Here is a 13,917-nt window from a genome sequence, read left to right as displayed (position 1 = left end):
GCTTGTCGGCAAACCCTATGAAAAGTTTAGCGAATTCGAAACTGTGCTCGTCCAGCTAAGATTGGACGAAGAATTGCAAGAGTGTCTAATGATGAGGGATTATAAATATGCTGATTACTTTCAAAAGGGAATTTGGCGGATCGAGCGGAGGATTGAACGACTCAAACGGCTTAACCGAAATCCTACATCGCTCGATACCCAGCATTTGGCTGACGCAATCGTTGAGCTTAATGAACGGCGTATATCAAGCTTCTCGTTGGTCTTGACGAGAAATTCAGATTTTTATCTGAATTTTCATAGACTGCCAAACAATACGCTTTATTGTCAAATACCCACAGAACGGGAAATGCTGGAAGCTTATCATTATGTTTACCTTTCTTCGATGAAAAAGAGCATATTGTCACTTGGCTTTCACCTACTTGAAGACACTGTGGGAATTGAATTTGTCGTGGAAGCGAACCCCTCATGTGACAGCATACTCACAAAACTCGCTATTCTAATGTTTGACATACTGCAACTACGACCGGACGCCAGTGGATATATTGAAAAGAAATATGATGGGTAAGAAAGCCGAAGTACGTATATGCAAAAAGGCGGGTATTTTATATTGTGTCCTTACCACTCACTTTCTCAATATAACATCTATCAGCCCGGATCAGGTAATCTTCACTTACGGCGATGGTGTCGCCTCTAAGGCTCTAATTTAATTCATGCCTCATGCTGAAATGGTTAAAAGAAGCTCTGTCCAGAATTGCTGGTTCTCGTGACAATAGAGAGAATGATATTTTGGTGGATCGAACAGAAGTGATTTGTGAAGAGAGCAGCGCATTCCGCTATGACCCTGATGGCTTTACATTTATCCGTGAAAAATTTTCGACGGAGGTGAAATGGAGTACCATTACACAAATCAGCGTTTTCAAGATCGATTTAATCACAATTGATAGAATTGACATGGATATCGTCTTCGGAAATATGGTCCTTTCTATCAGTGAAGATGTACCTGGGTGGGCAGAATTTGCACAAAAAATCCAGGTAGCGTTTCCAGAAATCCCAAGGGGCTGGGAGACAGATGTTTGTATACCTGCTATTGCAACGAACTTTTCTGTCATTTACAACAGGTCTTCCGAAATCGTGTTAACGGGCAGAAGACTCGACTATAAAATGGAAACCTTAACGAAAGTGGGAGGTGATAGTGACTGGAATGTCTACTATCTGGATTCTGACGGGTCGAAATGGATTAAAAGTTACCCTGATTCCGGATATCACGGAGGCGGACTACCAACCCTAACGATGGTAAAGCAATTTCCAGATGAATGAGAGAAAAGGGGCGAAAGGGCAAATACAACCATCAAAAAAGTCACCTAAATGGATGCAAGATTATTCCCCAATTGCTAGGCAGGATAATGTTAAAATTCAGACGTGGTGACCGTTCTGAATGCTACCAGAGTACAGAAAAACGACCGTGGCTGTTGCACAAGTAGCGGAGATTTCTGGTGAGTCAATTTTTTAATACGTAAATCCCCGAAATTTTACGAAATTAACTCGAAGCGGTCAAAAGTCGTCGAGAATGTAGCATTATAACCACCGAAGACCTCTTTTGCGGCACTCTGCACCAGTTTCCTATTAAATGTTTTGAGGTATTTTTTAAGATTGAAGCATATGGCTGACATCAGCATCACCTTGTGAGCGGCAGCCTTTCCTAGAACATTGATTTTGCTTAACCCATAATGATGGACCAGGCTTCCAAAGACCGGCTCTATTGTACTCTGTTGCAGTCGTTTCATCTGTTTGCCTTGCCTGCTGTGTTGCCTTTCATGAGCCCGATAGTAATAATCTTCATAGGTTGTTGTGAATATTCTTTTAAATAGGGACTTAGGGGTACAGGAATCTTTGAGAACGCAGGGAATGCAATCTTTTTTAGAAGCGCGGTAATTCTTTATAGGCTGTCCATCGGAAGTTCGGCCAAAGCCTTTAAATGGAATTTTCTTATTCATGGTGCAGATAAAAACATCCTCTTTCCTGTCGTAGGTGACCCATTCCCTTTCCGGTTTGTACTTTCCAAAAACAGGTATCCATGCTGTGATATTCCGTGATTCCAAGTATTCATAATTGTAACCGTTGGAGTAACCGCCATCTGCTAGCAGCTCTGTCATGCACAATTCATTCACCTTTAGTCGGCTTTCGACCTTTTCAGTCATGGCTGGCAAATACTGACTATCTCTTCCATCCGCAAAATCTGCCTGTATATGGCTGATTACCCCTTGGCCTGTATCGACTGCCATACTACAGTGATAGTTGAGTTTTCTTGCTTTGCCAGGCTTTACTGAAATCCGTGCATCTGGATCGTGGGGATTGTAATGTGTCTTATTGCTGAACAGCTGTGCTCTTTCATGAGCAGCGCCGCTAGCACTGACAGGGTGTTCGCGAAGTTTTTCCTGGTGAGATTTCATGCGTCTGAGATGATGTGGGGGCGCAGTTATTAACCCGACGGGCGAAGTTATGCCAGTGCTTGTCTGCTGTTGATTTTCAGCATCAACATTCTCAAAGTGGTTCTTGATAGATTGAAATGGCCTTTTCAACTCAAGACTTTCCATTGAGGCATTCGCCTTGACGGGGGCGGAATCCAAGGCTTGAGTATGTCCACTGACCATGCCCTTATCAACGCACATGCTGAAAACCTTATCGAACAGGCTTTCAAAAACAGAGGCAGGATATAGTTGCCTGGTCCTGCTAACAGTTGAATGCCAAGGCAGCTGCTCATCAATATCGTAGCCTAAAAAGTAAAGAATGTCCATCCGCATAGAGCAGTGCTCGATCAGACGACGATCAGAAGTGATGTTTTCCAAATACCCTGTTAGCATTAATTTAAAGAATACAACGGGATCGATCGACGGGTTACCTGTTCTGCCGTAAAGGCTGCTGGTGTCTCGGTATAAAAACTGCAAGTCCAGTGTTTCACCGAGTCTGCGATAAAAGTTTCCCTTCGGAATACGATCTGAAAGTTGGAAGCTGACGAACAGCTTTTCCGAGTAATTTTTCTTTCCTTGCATTCCTGAAGTTACAAAAAATTATGGTGAAACTAAAAAATGAATAGCAGCTCAAAAACAAACACTAATGAACAGCATATTAACAATTACTTTTTCTGCAACTCTATCATTTTTAACCCTTTGCGCTGACGCACAAACTAAAGACACTTGCTTTTTCATAAATTCTGTAAGGGCGCAAGAGGCAGTTAACAAAAACAAACCAACAATTTTTTTATGGAGCGGAGATGTCCCGATACGGTACTACCGAGATTCACTGGTCGAAGCTCAATTCGGGTTCAAATACGAGGAATTTGGTTGTATAAAGCCAGATAGCGATAGTTGTCTGCGAGCCTACAGTAAAGTAATCTTTGCAAATTTGGACAAGAAGTTTGGCAAAGTATGGCGACGGAAAGTTAGGGGTGACGTACTGTTTCTAAAATCAATTCCATATCAACGAACGGAGGGTAGCAAACGACAATAGCTTTTAGCTTCCATTATTTAGTTTTTAAGTTGACCGCTATTACGTCCAACAGACTGAACCGAGTTGTGCAACAGCCACGCCCGTATAATCAAACTGGTATCTTCATAGTCTGTCCAATAGGACAGGTGGTAAACAGCCGTTCATCCGGACCAATAGCCTTTACAAGTAGCACGACTTGCGTTTTTTCATGGCGATAAGTAACTTATGGTTAAAAGACCATGCTACACTCCTATTTTAAAATTCGTGATCCTTGGAATTTCAAACCGCACAAGTTCGAGATCGGAACACCAGTCATCCAAAGCTCTTTTCACGACAACCATTTCGTTTTAAAACTGTACGGGCTGGGAGAGAACGAGTTCCCTGAATTTTACAATTACCATCTTGGACATTATTTAGATAACTTTCCCGGTGGTGAGCAGGACTTTCACCGCTACGTCTCCGATATCGTTTCAACTCGGATCGCGCAATTAAAGCTCATTGATCCGTTCTCCCGAAAAGCCCTTCGTGCAAAAAGTCAAGTTGAGCAGCTAAGGGCATTCCAAACGTTTCTGGGACCGGTCGACCAGTGGAATTCGTCAAAGGCATTGGAGGTGATTATAGCAGAAAAAAAACGAAGAAATCCCCGGGCTGAAAGAGCAGATCACTGAGTTAGAAGATCAGCTAAAAACCTTTCGCGATTACAAACCTAGCACCGAAATCGATATTCGAGACAAGTACCTGCCCACCTTCATTCATCTTATCCATCAATTGCAAAACCTAGTTCTACCTGATGGGCGTAGGCTTTTCAATTTTCAGGGACAGAGCGCCTGGTACAAATTGCTTAGTAAGTACTTTACGCACAACTACAAGCCGATTCCTAAGGAAACAGCCCGCAACTACTTTCCCGTCCAAAAAACACCTACCATCAAAGGCACACAGGTACCTAAGAATTTGCAGCTCTTTAAAATTATCCTGACCAGATCAGAGCCGGGTGCGTGATGACCAACTGCTAAGTTTGGTCATTGGAACCAGCCCTCTCCCGTTCATTTTTGCAAGCAGCCGGCAGTCTTGATGCCGGAATGTTTCACTATAAACTTGCAGAAAAATGAATGTAGAGATGATCACCAGGGAGGATCTGCAAAGCCTGAAAAATGAAATCATTGCAGAGCTCAGATCAATCCTTTCCCACGAGAAGCCCTCGGAAGGCACCTGGCTCCGAAACGCCCAGGTAAGGAAGATGCTAAGCATTTCGCCAGGCACCTTGCAGAACCTTCGCATCCAGGGACACCTTCGGTTTACCAAGATCGGTGGATGCTTCTTTTACAGTCAGCGGGATATCGCCGCTATGCTCACCCAAAATGGCTCGGGGCGATGAAAGGGCTTAACGATGCAAGCGCTGCCATGGACATGGCCGTACTTGAAGCCATCAAATCCGATAACCGGCTGAACTCCTATCACATCAGCCTTTACACAGCGCTTCTCTACTACGGCAGAGGGATCAGGCAATTCCCGTTTCACGCAAGCCGGAGGAAGCTGATGGGTTTTTCACGGATCAAATCCGCAGCGACCTACCACAAGTGCATGCGGGAGCTGGTCAGCTACGGTTACCTGAGCTACGATCCTTCTTTTCACCCGCAACAAGGCAGTCGTATAGTATTGACCGGAACAACTGTCGAGCCTGATGTTGATCAATGAGAAGCTGCTGATCGAGCTCTTCGAGCAGAAGGACAGAAAACGTAGGGAGGTGTTATTTGAGCTTTTTCACGATCACCTACTAGCCAGGCTCACGCGGGCCAGAATCGCCGACATGATCAGCGCCAAACTGGGCAGACCAGGACTTATCACGACCGAAGATGTGCGCTACTGCCGGTTTTACTTCAAGGGTAAGAAAACCACGAGTACGCCCAAGCCTGTGGAAAAGCCCAAACCGAAGCCGGACCGGCTGCCGACCGCTGAGAACAGTCAACCCAGCGCTTTCAAAGTGACCGATCCGGATGAAATCAAGCTACAAGACCAATTTAAGTTCAAATCAAAACATTCAAACAAACAATGAAAAAAGAGTTTCACTTCATCGTCCAAGCCAAAGGCGGTGTGGGCAAAAGCCTGCATACCTATCTGAGAGCGCTTTCCCAAGCAGACAGCTTTTCCCTTTTTGTTGACCTGGACAGCTCCACAAAAACTTCGTCCCGACAGCTCGCTTTTCTGGGACATGACCGGTTTGAAGCTTTCTCCCTGCTTGACAACCGCGAAAGGCTGATGCGGGATCTTTTTATCGGCTACGTGGAAAGCCTGGCAGATAGCCCCTTTGACAAAGTGTTTATGGATTTCGGAGCGCCGGAAAGTGAGCAGTTGCCCGCATTGATTACGCGCGATATCGATTTAAAGGAATGGTGTGACGAGTTAGGTATTCAGGCCGTATTTCATATCATCATCGGTGGCGGCGGAGCATACCTGGCAAGTATCCAGTTTCTGGAAAAGATGCGGGCCGCACTGAACTCAAAATTCCAGATAGTGATCTGGCAAAACCTTTTCGGCTTTAACCAGTTTCCCGGCTTGTCACGCGAGCTTGAAGATAACTGCACCGCACTCGGGCTTGACCTCAGACGCTTCGGCGACTTTGAGCCGGCATCACTTCTAGGCGGCCAAATACTGGACGGCATCCGGAATGGCTACACGCTCAAAGACTATCCACCAGGCGCGAGGCTCAGGCTAAAAAAGGAACTTAAAGAGAATTTCAGCGATGAATAGCCGGAGCCAAACCGCCTCACCCAGACCAGGGGCAGGTATGCTGCCAAGTACGGTCACGAGATCGATGACTGGTCAGCCTTGTTTTTATCAGAAACTCAGGAGCATTTCCAAAACCTGGAAATCAGGGTCAGCAAATCCATTGCAGCCATCGACCGGGCTGCATTAGAGCTGAAAGGCAGAAAACGGCACTTGCAGTTTCAGGACCGGTGGCAGGCGCTATTCTACGGCTTAGGTGTAAGCGTACCCTTTTCAATAGCAGGGATCGTCGTATCAGTCTTATTCTATGTTTTGATACGCCATGGACAGCAGTATGTCGAGTGGCAAAGGATTTTGGACGAGTATCCGAACGCGCCGGCTTACAGACTTGTCATGCAGCATGGAAAGATCATCGAGCACGATGGCGTGTTGTATTTACAACTTGTTCCATTACCTAAAAAGGAGCAAGTCCAGATCGGGGAGCACTACCTCTATGATTCCCAGGGTAAACGTGTGCTGGTGCCGCTTGGCAGCCAGTAAGGCCGGTCTGTCCCCGCGAATTTTCGAACAGAAGCGCACAGTTTCTGCTACTTTAGAACGCATTCAAATACTTTCAAACAATCTCGATTTTCTTAAGACGGTTGCAAACACTTGCAAACGGTTACGAACATGACCGGTGGTTTTCTCCACAGCCAGCTATCGCCGGTACGTCGCTTAAATGCGACTCCCCGGCGGGAGCTGGCCAGGAGAAACCCCTGGACCCCTGCTATTCGCCTTCGGCTCATAGCCATTATCACAAGACATATGCAAAATCAGAAAACGAAAGGCAGACCGCCCAAAAAGAAAGGCACTGCCAAAAGGGAACACTTTTCATTATGGGTGAGCGCTGACCAGAAAAACAAGATCAATCAAATGATCGAAAAAGTGCGCTTTCCGCCAGTCAGTATTTCTTGACATTGGCGCTGGACGTCCCTTTTAAAAAGCCGCAGAAAAGATCGCTCCCAAAGGCGACCGCTGACACAGTCCGAATACTGGAACAGCTTTCAGGTATCCTGTCGCTGGCGGTTCTCAAGACCAAAGATCAACAGATGCTTTCCGCCCAATGGCAACAGAGCAGTCAGCGTGTCCGCTTACTTGCTGACCTTATCACCTTATGGGTATTTGAATCCTTTGAGATCCGTAGCATAAAGCAGACGCTCGAAAGCCTGTGCTCATGGTTAAATGAGCTGACCAACTTTTTGTCGCTATTTCCTGATGAGCTTGAAAGCAAGCAGCAACTTATTGAAGAGCGCCGGTCGAACGCCCGGCTTGCAAGTGGCCTGCGCGATAAATACCAGGCCCACTATCAGGCCCCATTATCAGACTTGGAACCAGCTTGGAAAGCAGTTAACGCTGACGCCAGCTCAGTACACCACGAGATTGAAAGTGCCCTTACCACGTTACTTAAAACGATGAAGGTATGATTGGGAAAGCAAGTTTGGGCAGCAGTGCTAAAAGGCTTATCGAGTACTGCTACTACGACAAACAGGTTTCGTCGAAAATGCAAAGAAGGCTGGATACAGAAGAAGTACGTGGAGAGCTGGTCTACATACAGAACCTGGGAATTAAAATGGAAGCAGATGGAAAACTGGACCTGGATTACCTGATCAAACAATTTGAGGGTAACCACTCGCGGAATACGCAGCTGACCAAATACATCTGGCATCAATCATTTAGCTTCGCGCCTGGTGAAAGACCTAGCAACGAGACCGTCACCAGCATCGTCACCGAGTTTGCCAAGGAGTTTGGATTTGAAGAGAATCAAATGCTTGTCTTCAAGCATGAGGATACCCGTAACCTTCACTTTCATATCGTCGCAAACCGGCTCAACCATAATGGAAAAAATACAGCCGATCACTTTAAGAACTACGCCCGGATCGGGACATTCTCTCGCAAAATGGAGCATAAACTAGGATTAGTCCAAGCACCTGATATGCGCATCAACCATCGAAGGACGCAGGAACTAGCATTAACGGACCATGCACATTTGAAGCTAAGACAGACGATTGACAAGCTGTTAGATAGCGTAAAATCTATTGATGAGCTTAAACAAGAACTGGTAAGTGCGGGGTATAAATCTTACATCGGGCGCGGCATCGCATTCTTTAATATGCAGAAGAAAATTAAGATCAAGGGCTCTGATTTGGGGCGGGAATATTCCCTATCATCTCTTGAAAAGAGGCTGGCTCAAAATTTGGAAATTGGCTTCAAAAAAGAGCTAAAACCGGATCTCAAAAAACAGAAAAACCGCGGTTTGGGTTTATAGGTGCCGGTTTTCGTGAAGAATAACCTATTTTAGCCCAAAATAACCCGTTGCACCCATGAAACTGAAAGCAATTAAATTCTTTTCCCCGGAGGAAAACGTCTCCAAAACCAAAGTGGTCGAAAAGGCCGCACCACTTCCGGCAGGTTATATTTCTAATTCCGGCAAGCTTGTTTTCCCGGCATCCGCGCTACGCGACCTGGGAATTGATCCAGAATCTACCCATTTCAAAATTGGAACCCAGGAAGGCAAGCGAAAAATTAAATCCGTATATCTTGTCCCGGCAGCAGGTTCGGATCAAACGTTTTCCTTCGAGAAAAGTGGCAGAGGCCACGTAATTCCATTGGCGGTTATTCTAAAAAAAGGTAACGTCAACTTCGAAAATGAAAAGCTGATCTTCAAGATATCAACCTTTGATTTTGATCAAAATACCAAAGGCTTCGAGCTGGCCATCGAAACCGAAGCGCCAAAACCAGAGTATACCGGAAAGCCCCGTGGCAGAAAGCCTAAGGCTGCGGTTAATGCAGAATAGAGCTACATAAAAATGCAGGTAACCGGTCCCGGTTACCTGCGTCATATCGGGCCACGTTTGCTTACAATTAATTAAGCTAACCCAGTTGTAAGTGCCCCTGGGCACTTGATGAAACCGCTAATGGTTTCACCCTACGGCTGTACAAGCAGCCTCTGTGAAAATTCATTCTACCAGCACAGCAATCCCAACCTTCTCGGCTTTTCGCTCGATCTTTTGTTTGAGGCCGTAATAACCCCAATTCCGGAAAAGGAACGGGTCTTCTTTTGCCTGCTGCTCCTTCTGGGTCTGGTCTACGAGCAGCAGAGTCGCTGCTTTATTTTTAAGACATAGATCAATTAACCTCTTACTGTATACGTGCTGCTTGTGCGACACATACCGTTTCTCTGATTGCATCAGATGATCGATGCTCGTTTTCCTGAGATGACTTCGGCTGCTTTGGTTCATAAAGGCCATTGCCTTTCTCTTCCGCCGGATGGCCGCTTGGATCGCAAGTCTCTTGTAGAGATACTCGTCCTTGGTTCCGATCGTATAGCGTTTGTTGCTTACCGAAACGATGATCGGGTAATCCAGCGACAAGCTCGCCTCAGCAATGATGTCCTGATCAAGCTGTTGCTGTTGCCGTTCTGTCTGAAATACGGCAAGCATGAAAATCTTTCCTTTGTCTAGCGCCAGCGAACTGGTGCAAAGCTTGACCTGACTAGCGAGTAACCTTTGAAACATTTCCCGCTTGTCATGGCCTGTTTTTCCCAGGTATGTCCTAAACGGAAAATCAAATAGCGAGAAGTGAAACACTGCACCTTCTTTGCTGCTTCTTAGCTTCCTGACATCGGTTCCTTTAAATGGGATCGGCATCTCTTTTCTAAAACTTGGCATTGCGCTTTCCCCGCTAGCTAACGCTTTGCTCATCTTGTTAAAACTGGCGACCAGATTGCCATTCAAGGCGCTCATGATGTGCATCGGGATACTGCCCTTATAATTTTGAGCGAGCACCTGATAGCTGGTGTTCATTCTCGATGTCGACAGCATCCCATACTCATCCTTCTTGATGTCAGAAAGCCTGGCCTTTACATCTTCGGTCAAATAAAGCATCTCCCTGAGTTGCTGTTGGACGTAATGATGCGTATAGATCTGGTTAGCGGCTTTGAAGCAAATGTATCGCCATTGGTAGAGTGTATCTAGAATTTTGTTCTTCTGATCTATGTCGTCCGAATCGATCAAGACCCGGATCTTCCGCGTGGTGAAAAGCTTTTCCATGATCTATCGTCCATTTTGTTTCCAATGATTTTTGACAAGCTGATATGCTTTAATGTAGTGCTGCTGTACCTGGGTTTGCGGGTAGCCTAATATGGAGGCAATGTCAGCAAAAGATTTCTTCTGGTCTTGTCTGAGCTCGAAAACGGCGGCCTGCTCGCAGCTCAGAACATGATCGTAAGGGGACGGCTGCTTTGCTTGCCTTATCGGCACAGTCGCGCGGGGCGCTACCATTTTTTTAAGCTCCTCTATGGCTTTTTGGATTTCGCTGGTCACATGCAGCGTAGTGGCTCCTATTCTTTTCGCTACCTCGCGCGGGCTATATCCATCTTGGAAGTGAAGGCTGGCTATCAGTTGGCGCTGTTTGGGAAGAAACGACATCGCTTTCGAGATTTCATTCCACCTTTTCCCTTCGGTGCCGTCCGCGAAGTAGCTGTCCAGATCTGGCTTTTCTCCCAGAAAAGGTTCTAAGTGGTCTATTTCCGTCATTTTCCGGTATATCTTGTATGAGGGCTTTTGGATCTGTTTCAAGAGTTGCCAGCGGAGATTGAGACGGATAAACCGGTATGCATGAGGGAGGCTTTCAATCTTATCTCGATATGCCCAGACTTTCAGGTAACATTCGTGCAGGATGCAGCTCACCAGAAACTCGTCATTAACCAGCCCCCTACCAAGGTAAAGTAGGCTGTCATAAGTCCGCTTGTAAAAATAACTGAGCGCACGCTCATCACCGCTGCGGAAAAGCAGCAGGTATTGCTGGTTGCGTGCGGATGTCCTCGAGAGTTCATGAAGTGCCATAGCATTGACAATAATTTGGGCGTCGACAATACAATAATACGCGCACCCCGCGAGTGCCGATAATCATTCACCTGCAAATCTTCAAGTGGACGATTGTTAAAACAAATATATCAAAAGTTACTAAAAGACACACATGTGTGTACTGAAAATTTTTATGCTTCCCGTACTTCGTCCCAAGCATGAAGGACCAAGACAACATCGGCAGAATCGAACAGTACGTAATCGATTACGTAAGGGAACTACGTGTGAGTAACAATTTGCTTCAAGAGGATATCGCTAGCATTCTTGGAACCACAAAGGCATTTATAAGTAATGCTGAAAGTACCAATCATCGAGCCAAATACAACCTCAAACACATTGATAAGTTGGCCCATTATTTCAATCTTTCTCCCAGGGACTTCTTACCAGAGAAGACTCTACAATAGTTACGTTGCGCTTGGGCCATCAATACAAATTAACTTAGCACACTTTCAGCCTCACCCATTACCTTCTACTAGTGACCATCAGACTTTGCCGACTAAGATTAACAAATATCAAGGCGACTTCTCATCAGATAGTCTTTATAGAACAGCAGCGACTTAGAAACGGAAAATGAATTTGCCTAAAAGTAATTGGCGATTGTATTTTGATCATACATTTGGCCAGACCCACAGAACAGGCGGCTTGATTCAAGATCTCAAGGAGGTCAGGTTCCAGTGAGTATATAATTATTGCGATTCGGCTGCTGCTTTATCTTCCTGCTGAGGAGGTAAATTTGAACTCCTATATACTATTTTTTGATCGCGCGACACCGACGTAACATAGAGCCATTTGTCAGGCCACGCTCGTTTTCCATCAATGAAAAGTGGTTCTCTTTTTAAGCGCGTTTCTTGATGTAAGTAGCCATTGCGAGCGTTTATGTCGAATACAAAAAACTTTAAAGGAGTTTTAAAATCACCATTTATCACACCGAGGTCTTTCATCTGTTTTGGTGGAATATTCCCAACAGATCTCATGTTGTAAATGACTGGAGGAGATGATGTTCTACCCGAAGCATCACGGTTCTCAGGGAAAATGAAACTCATGTCGTTGAGGCGGAACTCGACATCATACATAGGATTATTGCCGTCATTAAATATATACAGCTTCGCATTATCATCATTCATCGGTTGAATTTGCAAGTAGACAAAACTTTCTCCTCCGGTTTGATGATCAAAAATTTGAACAGTTTTTTCTGTCAATTTATCGCTTAGCTCAACGTTCTGTTTTGTTAATGTAACTACATTATCTGTTAATGAGTCGATTTGCTTTCTGAGCCCTTCATTTTCTTCTTTAAGGCTGATAACCATTGTATTAGTATGTTCGCTGGTTGATTTAATGCTATTGGTTTTTTCAGATGAGCAACGGTTGTGGGCGAGGGTGGCAATTACGACCATTGCCGTTCCGATAATTCCTATTATACCTCCAAGAAAAATAAAGGCCATAGGTTTTCCTTCCCTCAGAAGAGAGATAATTTCGAAGACTGACATATATGAAGATCCAAAGACTACTTTGTTTTCTGCTATGAATTTACGAATTGGAATTTGTTATATCGTTTTAGTGAGTCTTTTTCTTAAAGTGAGTGAACTTCACGAAAGACTCACTGAAAACATGGGCATTTGCGCATTTTTCGATATGGTCTAAAAAACAAAATACCCACAAATAATTGATTCATAGCAACTTATTTAAATTGAACTTATTTCAAGGGAGGGCGACGGGCTAAGCCGCTGGCGACGCGAAGGACATCAGGTAGATCGTGATCAGCGCAAACGAAGGTTACAAAGCAAAAAATGACGGCTACAAGCCTGCACTCCGTTATCCGGCTTTTTAGCTGATCGCTCGGCAGCCAGCCGCACCCTAAACCGCCGGATAGGCTTGCAACCAAGGGACAAGCCCCGTCATTTTTTCTTTGATCGATAGGCAGCGATTGCCCTGAGCACAGAGCCGGGGCTAAAGCAACTTAAATGCCTTTCAATCATGAGAAATCTTGAAAGTACTCCTAAAATCTATGTAGGAACCTACAGCCAGTACAACAATGGGTCGCTGTTTGGTAAGTGGTTTGACCTTACGGACTTCGCTGACCTCAAAGAATTCCTGCAAGACTGCTACGAATTTCATCGAAATGAACTGGATCCAGAGCTGATGTTCCAAGATTGGGAGAACATCCCGGATTTCTTGATATCAGAATGCAGTCTACATAAAGAGGCATTTACATATTTCAAGGCCATCGGTGAAATGAACCATGAGACTGCCGAAGCATTCTAGATTTATTGCAAACAGATCAACTATTGGCCAAACAATCGCTATGAGCTGGAAGACCAACTTGAAAGTTTCCGGGAAAGCTACCGCGGATTCTTTGGCGGATCAATGAAAGATCCAGAGCTTGAATACGCCTACCAATACGTCGAAGAAACAGGACTACTTTCAGGCGTACCATCCGCGCTCGAAAAATATTTTGACTACCAAGCCTTCGCCAGAGACTTGTTTTTAGAAGGGTACAGTGAATATGAAGGTCATGTTTTTGCAGATTACTGATTATGAGATTGAGTGCGATAACTGATGATTTCAAGTTGTCGCACTCAATCACTAGATCATTTTATGCAAGATGTCTTATAGTTGAGTTTTCTGTTCGCGAATTGCAAACAGAGTCTGGCCCGTTTCATTCGGAAATTTTGTGAACACAGATGGATCAATTTGAAATGTATTGCCTGACGATTTCTTCGAAAAGTAGCGTCAGTTATAGAATGCGAATATTCTTCTATTTCAATTTTCCCACCTCTGGTAAAACCCGTTCAGAAAAGCTCGC

At 45.0% G+C, this 13,917-nt stretch carries 18 protein-coding genes and 1 pseudogene; 15 read left to right on the top strand and 4 right to left on the bottom strand.

The features are described 5' to 3' along the window. Window positions 1-717: 717 nt before the first annotated feature. Window positions 718-1,317 carry an Imm27 family immunity protein gene (locus BP71_RS37495; RefSeq protein WP_496386992.1) on the top strand — a complete coding sequence of 200 codons (600 nt, stop codon included), beginning with the start codon at window positions 718-720 and terminating at the stop codon, window positions 1,315-1,317. A 212-nt stretch (window positions 1,318-1,529) separates the two neighbouring features. On the opposite strand, the gene BP71_RS37490 is transcribed toward BP71_RS37495, so the two are convergent. Then, entirely contained in the window at window positions 1,530-3,050 is a 1,521-nt protein-coding gene (locus tag BP71_RS37490) for an IS1182 family transposase (protein ID WP_496386990.1), read from the bottom strand. 64 nt (window positions 3,051-3,114) lie between these two features. On the opposite strand from BP71_RS37490, the gene BP71_RS37485 reads away from it, so the two are divergent. From BP71_RS37485 to BP71_RS37430, 12 genes are all read left to right on the top strand, one after another. Further along, a complete protein-coding gene (locus BP71_RS37485; RefSeq protein ID WP_496386989.1) occupies window positions 3,115-3,507 on the top strand; it encodes an FEKKY domain-containing protein in 393 nt (130 codons plus the stop codon). Window positions 3,508-3,725: 218 nt separating this feature from the next. Continuing rightward, the gene (locus tag BP71_RS37480; protein WP_496386987.1) at window positions 3,726-4,154 is read left to right on the top strand and encodes a hypothetical protein; all 429 of its coding nucleotides are present in this window, start codon (window positions 3,726-3,728) and stop codon (window positions 4,152-4,154) included. A gap of 100 nt (window positions 4,155-4,254) precedes the next feature. Beyond that, complete coding sequence (locus BP71_RS37475) at window positions 4,255-4,485, top strand: hypothetical protein (protein ID WP_496386985.1); 231 nt, start codon at window positions 4,255-4,257, stop codon at window positions 4,483-4,485. Between the two features lie 106 nt (window positions 4,486-4,591). Then, entirely contained in the window at window positions 4,592-4,861 is a 270-nt protein-coding gene (locus BP71_RS37470) for a helix-turn-helix domain-containing protein (protein WP_496386983.1), read from the top strand. After that, the gene (locus tag BP71_RS37465; RefSeq protein ID WP_496386981.1) at window positions 4,858-5,181 is read left to right on the top strand and encodes a hypothetical protein; all 324 of its coding nucleotides are present in this window, start codon (window positions 4,858-4,860) and stop codon (window positions 5,179-5,181) included. The genes BP71_RS37470 and BP71_RS37465 overlap by 4 nt, the downstream gene beginning before the upstream one ends. Then, on the top strand, window positions 5,168-5,539 hold the full coding sequence (locus BP71_RS37460; protein ID WP_496386979.1) for a hypothetical protein: 372 nt from the start codon (window positions 5,168-5,170) through the stop codon (window positions 5,537-5,539). The genes BP71_RS37465 and BP71_RS37460 overlap by 14 nt, the downstream gene beginning before the upstream one ends. Continuing rightward, a complete protein-coding gene (locus tag BP71_RS37455; RefSeq protein ID WP_496386977.1) occupies window positions 5,536-6,234 on the top strand; it encodes a P-loop NTPase family protein in 699 nt (232 codons plus the stop codon). The genes BP71_RS37460 and BP71_RS37455 overlap by 4 nt, the downstream gene beginning before the upstream one ends. A gap of 78 nt (window positions 6,235-6,312) precedes the next feature. Beyond that, window positions 6,313-6,750, top strand: a complete 438-nt coding sequence (locus BP71_RS37450) for a hypothetical protein (RefSeq protein WP_496386975.1) — start codon at window positions 6,313-6,315, stop codon at window positions 6,748-6,750. Window positions 6,751-6,861: 111 nt separating this feature from the next. After that, complete coding sequence (locus tag BP71_RS37445) at window positions 6,862-7,164, top strand: hypothetical protein (protein WP_496386973.1); 303 nt, start codon at window positions 6,862-6,864, stop codon at window positions 7,162-7,164. Next, the gene (locus BP71_RS37440; protein ID WP_496386971.1) at window positions 7,161-7,673 is read left to right on the top strand and encodes a plasmid mobilization protein; all 513 of its coding nucleotides are present in this window, start codon (window positions 7,161-7,163) and stop codon (window positions 7,671-7,673) included. Before BP71_RS37445 ends, BP71_RS37440 begins: the two co-directional genes overlap by 4 nt. Beyond that, window positions 7,670-8,515 carry a relaxase/mobilization nuclease domain-containing protein gene (locus tag BP71_RS37435; RefSeq protein ID WP_496386969.1) on the top strand — a complete coding sequence of 282 codons (846 nt, stop codon included), beginning with the start codon at window positions 7,670-7,672 and terminating at the stop codon, window positions 8,513-8,515. The genes BP71_RS37440 and BP71_RS37435 overlap by 4 nt, the downstream gene beginning before the upstream one ends. Before the next feature lie 55 nt (window positions 8,516-8,570). Further along, window positions 8,571-9,044, top strand: a complete 474-nt coding sequence (locus BP71_RS37430; RefSeq protein WP_496386967.1) for a hypothetical protein — start codon at window positions 8,571-8,573, stop codon at window positions 9,042-9,044. A gap of 162 nt (window positions 9,045-9,206) precedes the next feature. Here BP71_RS37430 and BP71_RS37425 read toward each other — a convergent pair whose 3' ends face one another. Together BP71_RS37425 and BP71_RS37420 are read right to left on the bottom strand one after the other, a co-directional pair. Further along, window positions 9,207-10,298, bottom strand: coding sequence for a hypothetical protein (locus BP71_RS37425; RefSeq protein ID WP_496386965.1), 1,092 nt, complete (start codon window positions 10,296-10,298; stop codon window positions 9,207-9,209). 3 nt (window positions 10,299-10,301) lie between these two features. Continuing rightward, entirely contained in the window at window positions 10,302-11,093 is a 792-nt protein-coding gene (locus BP71_RS37420; protein ID WP_496386963.1) for an RNA polymerase sigma factor, read from the bottom strand. Window positions 11,094-11,272: 179 nt separating this feature from the next. On the opposite strand from BP71_RS37420, the gene BP71_RS37415 reads away from it, so the two are divergent. Further along, a complete protein-coding gene (locus BP71_RS37415) occupies window positions 11,273-11,518 on the top strand; it encodes a helix-turn-helix domain-containing protein (protein ID WP_496386961.1) in 246 nt (81 codons plus the stop codon). A 282-nt stretch (window positions 11,519-11,800) separates the two neighbouring features. Here BP71_RS37415 and BP71_RS37410 read toward each other — a convergent pair whose 3' ends face one another. Continuing rightward, window positions 11,801-12,556 carry a hypothetical protein gene (locus BP71_RS37410; protein WP_496386960.1) on the bottom strand — a complete coding sequence of 252 codons (756 nt, stop codon included), beginning with the start codon at window positions 12,554-12,556 and terminating at the stop codon, window positions 11,801-11,803. A gap of 532 nt (window positions 12,557-13,088) precedes the next feature. Between BP71_RS37410 and BP71_RS37405 the strand changes: the two are divergent. Continuing rightward, window positions 13,089-13,646, top strand: a pseudogene (locus BP71_RS37405) (antirestriction protein ArdA). Window positions 13,647-13,917 lie beyond the last annotated feature (271 nt).

Source organism: Dyadobacter ginsengisoli DSM 21015, assembly GCF_059568735.1.
The sequence above is the reverse complement of the archived record's forward strand: the minus strand, read 5'-3'. Positions and strand labels throughout refer to the sequence as shown.

Bases quoted from the DNA above. Each gene is read 5' to 3' on its own strand.
- BP71_RS37425 (WP_496386965.1), bottom strand. From the start codon at position 10,298: ATGGAAAAGCTTTTCACCACGCGGAAGATCCGGGTCTTGATCGATTCG.
- BP71_RS37480 (WP_496386987.1), top strand. From the start codon at position 3,726: ATGCTACACTCCTATTTTAAAATTCGTGATCCTTGGAATTTCAAACCG.
- BP71_RS37460 (WP_496386979.1), top strand. From the start codon at position 5,168: ATGTTGATCAATGAGAAGCTGCTGATCGAGCTCTTCGAGCAGAAGGAC.
- BP71_RS37490 (WP_496386990.1), bottom strand. From the start codon at position 3,050: ATGCAAGGAAAGAAAAATTACTCGGAAAAGCTGTTCGTCAGCTTCCAA.
- BP71_RS37435 (WP_496386969.1), top strand. From the start codon at position 7,670: ATGATTGGGAAAGCAAGTTTGGGCAGCAGTGCTAAAAGGCTTATCGAG.
- BP71_RS37485 (WP_496386989.1), top strand. From the start codon at position 3,115: ATGAACAGCATATTAACAATTACTTTTTCTGCAACTCTATCATTTTTA.
- BP71_RS37430 (WP_496386967.1), top strand. From the start codon at position 8,571: ATGAAACTGAAAGCAATTAAATTCTTTTCCCCGGAGGAAAACGTCTCC.
- BP71_RS37470 (WP_496386983.1), top strand. From the start codon at position 4,592: ATGAATGTAGAGATGATCACCAGGGAGGATCTGCAAAGCCTGAAAAAT.
- BP71_RS37415 (WP_496386961.1), top strand. From the start codon at position 11,273: ATGAAGGACCAAGACAACATCGGCAGAATCGAACAGTACGTAATCGAT.
- BP71_RS37420 (WP_496386963.1), bottom strand. From the start codon at position 11,093: ATGGCACTTCATGAACTCTCGAGGACATCCGCACGCAACCAGCAATAC.
- BP71_RS37465 (WP_496386981.1), top strand. From the start codon at position 4,858: ATGAAAGGGCTTAACGATGCAAGCGCTGCCATGGACATGGCCGTACTT.
- BP71_RS37495 (WP_496386992.1), top strand. From the start codon at position 718: ATGCTGAAATGGTTAAAAGAAGCTCTGTCCAGAATTGCTGGTTCTCGT.
- BP71_RS37410 (WP_496386960.1), bottom strand. From the start codon at position 12,556: ATGGCCTTTATTTTTCTTGGAGGTATAATAGGAATTATCGGAACGGCA.
- BP71_RS37455 (WP_496386977.1), top strand. From the start codon at position 5,536: ATGAAAAAAGAGTTTCACTTCATCGTCCAAGCCAAAGGCGGTGTGGGC.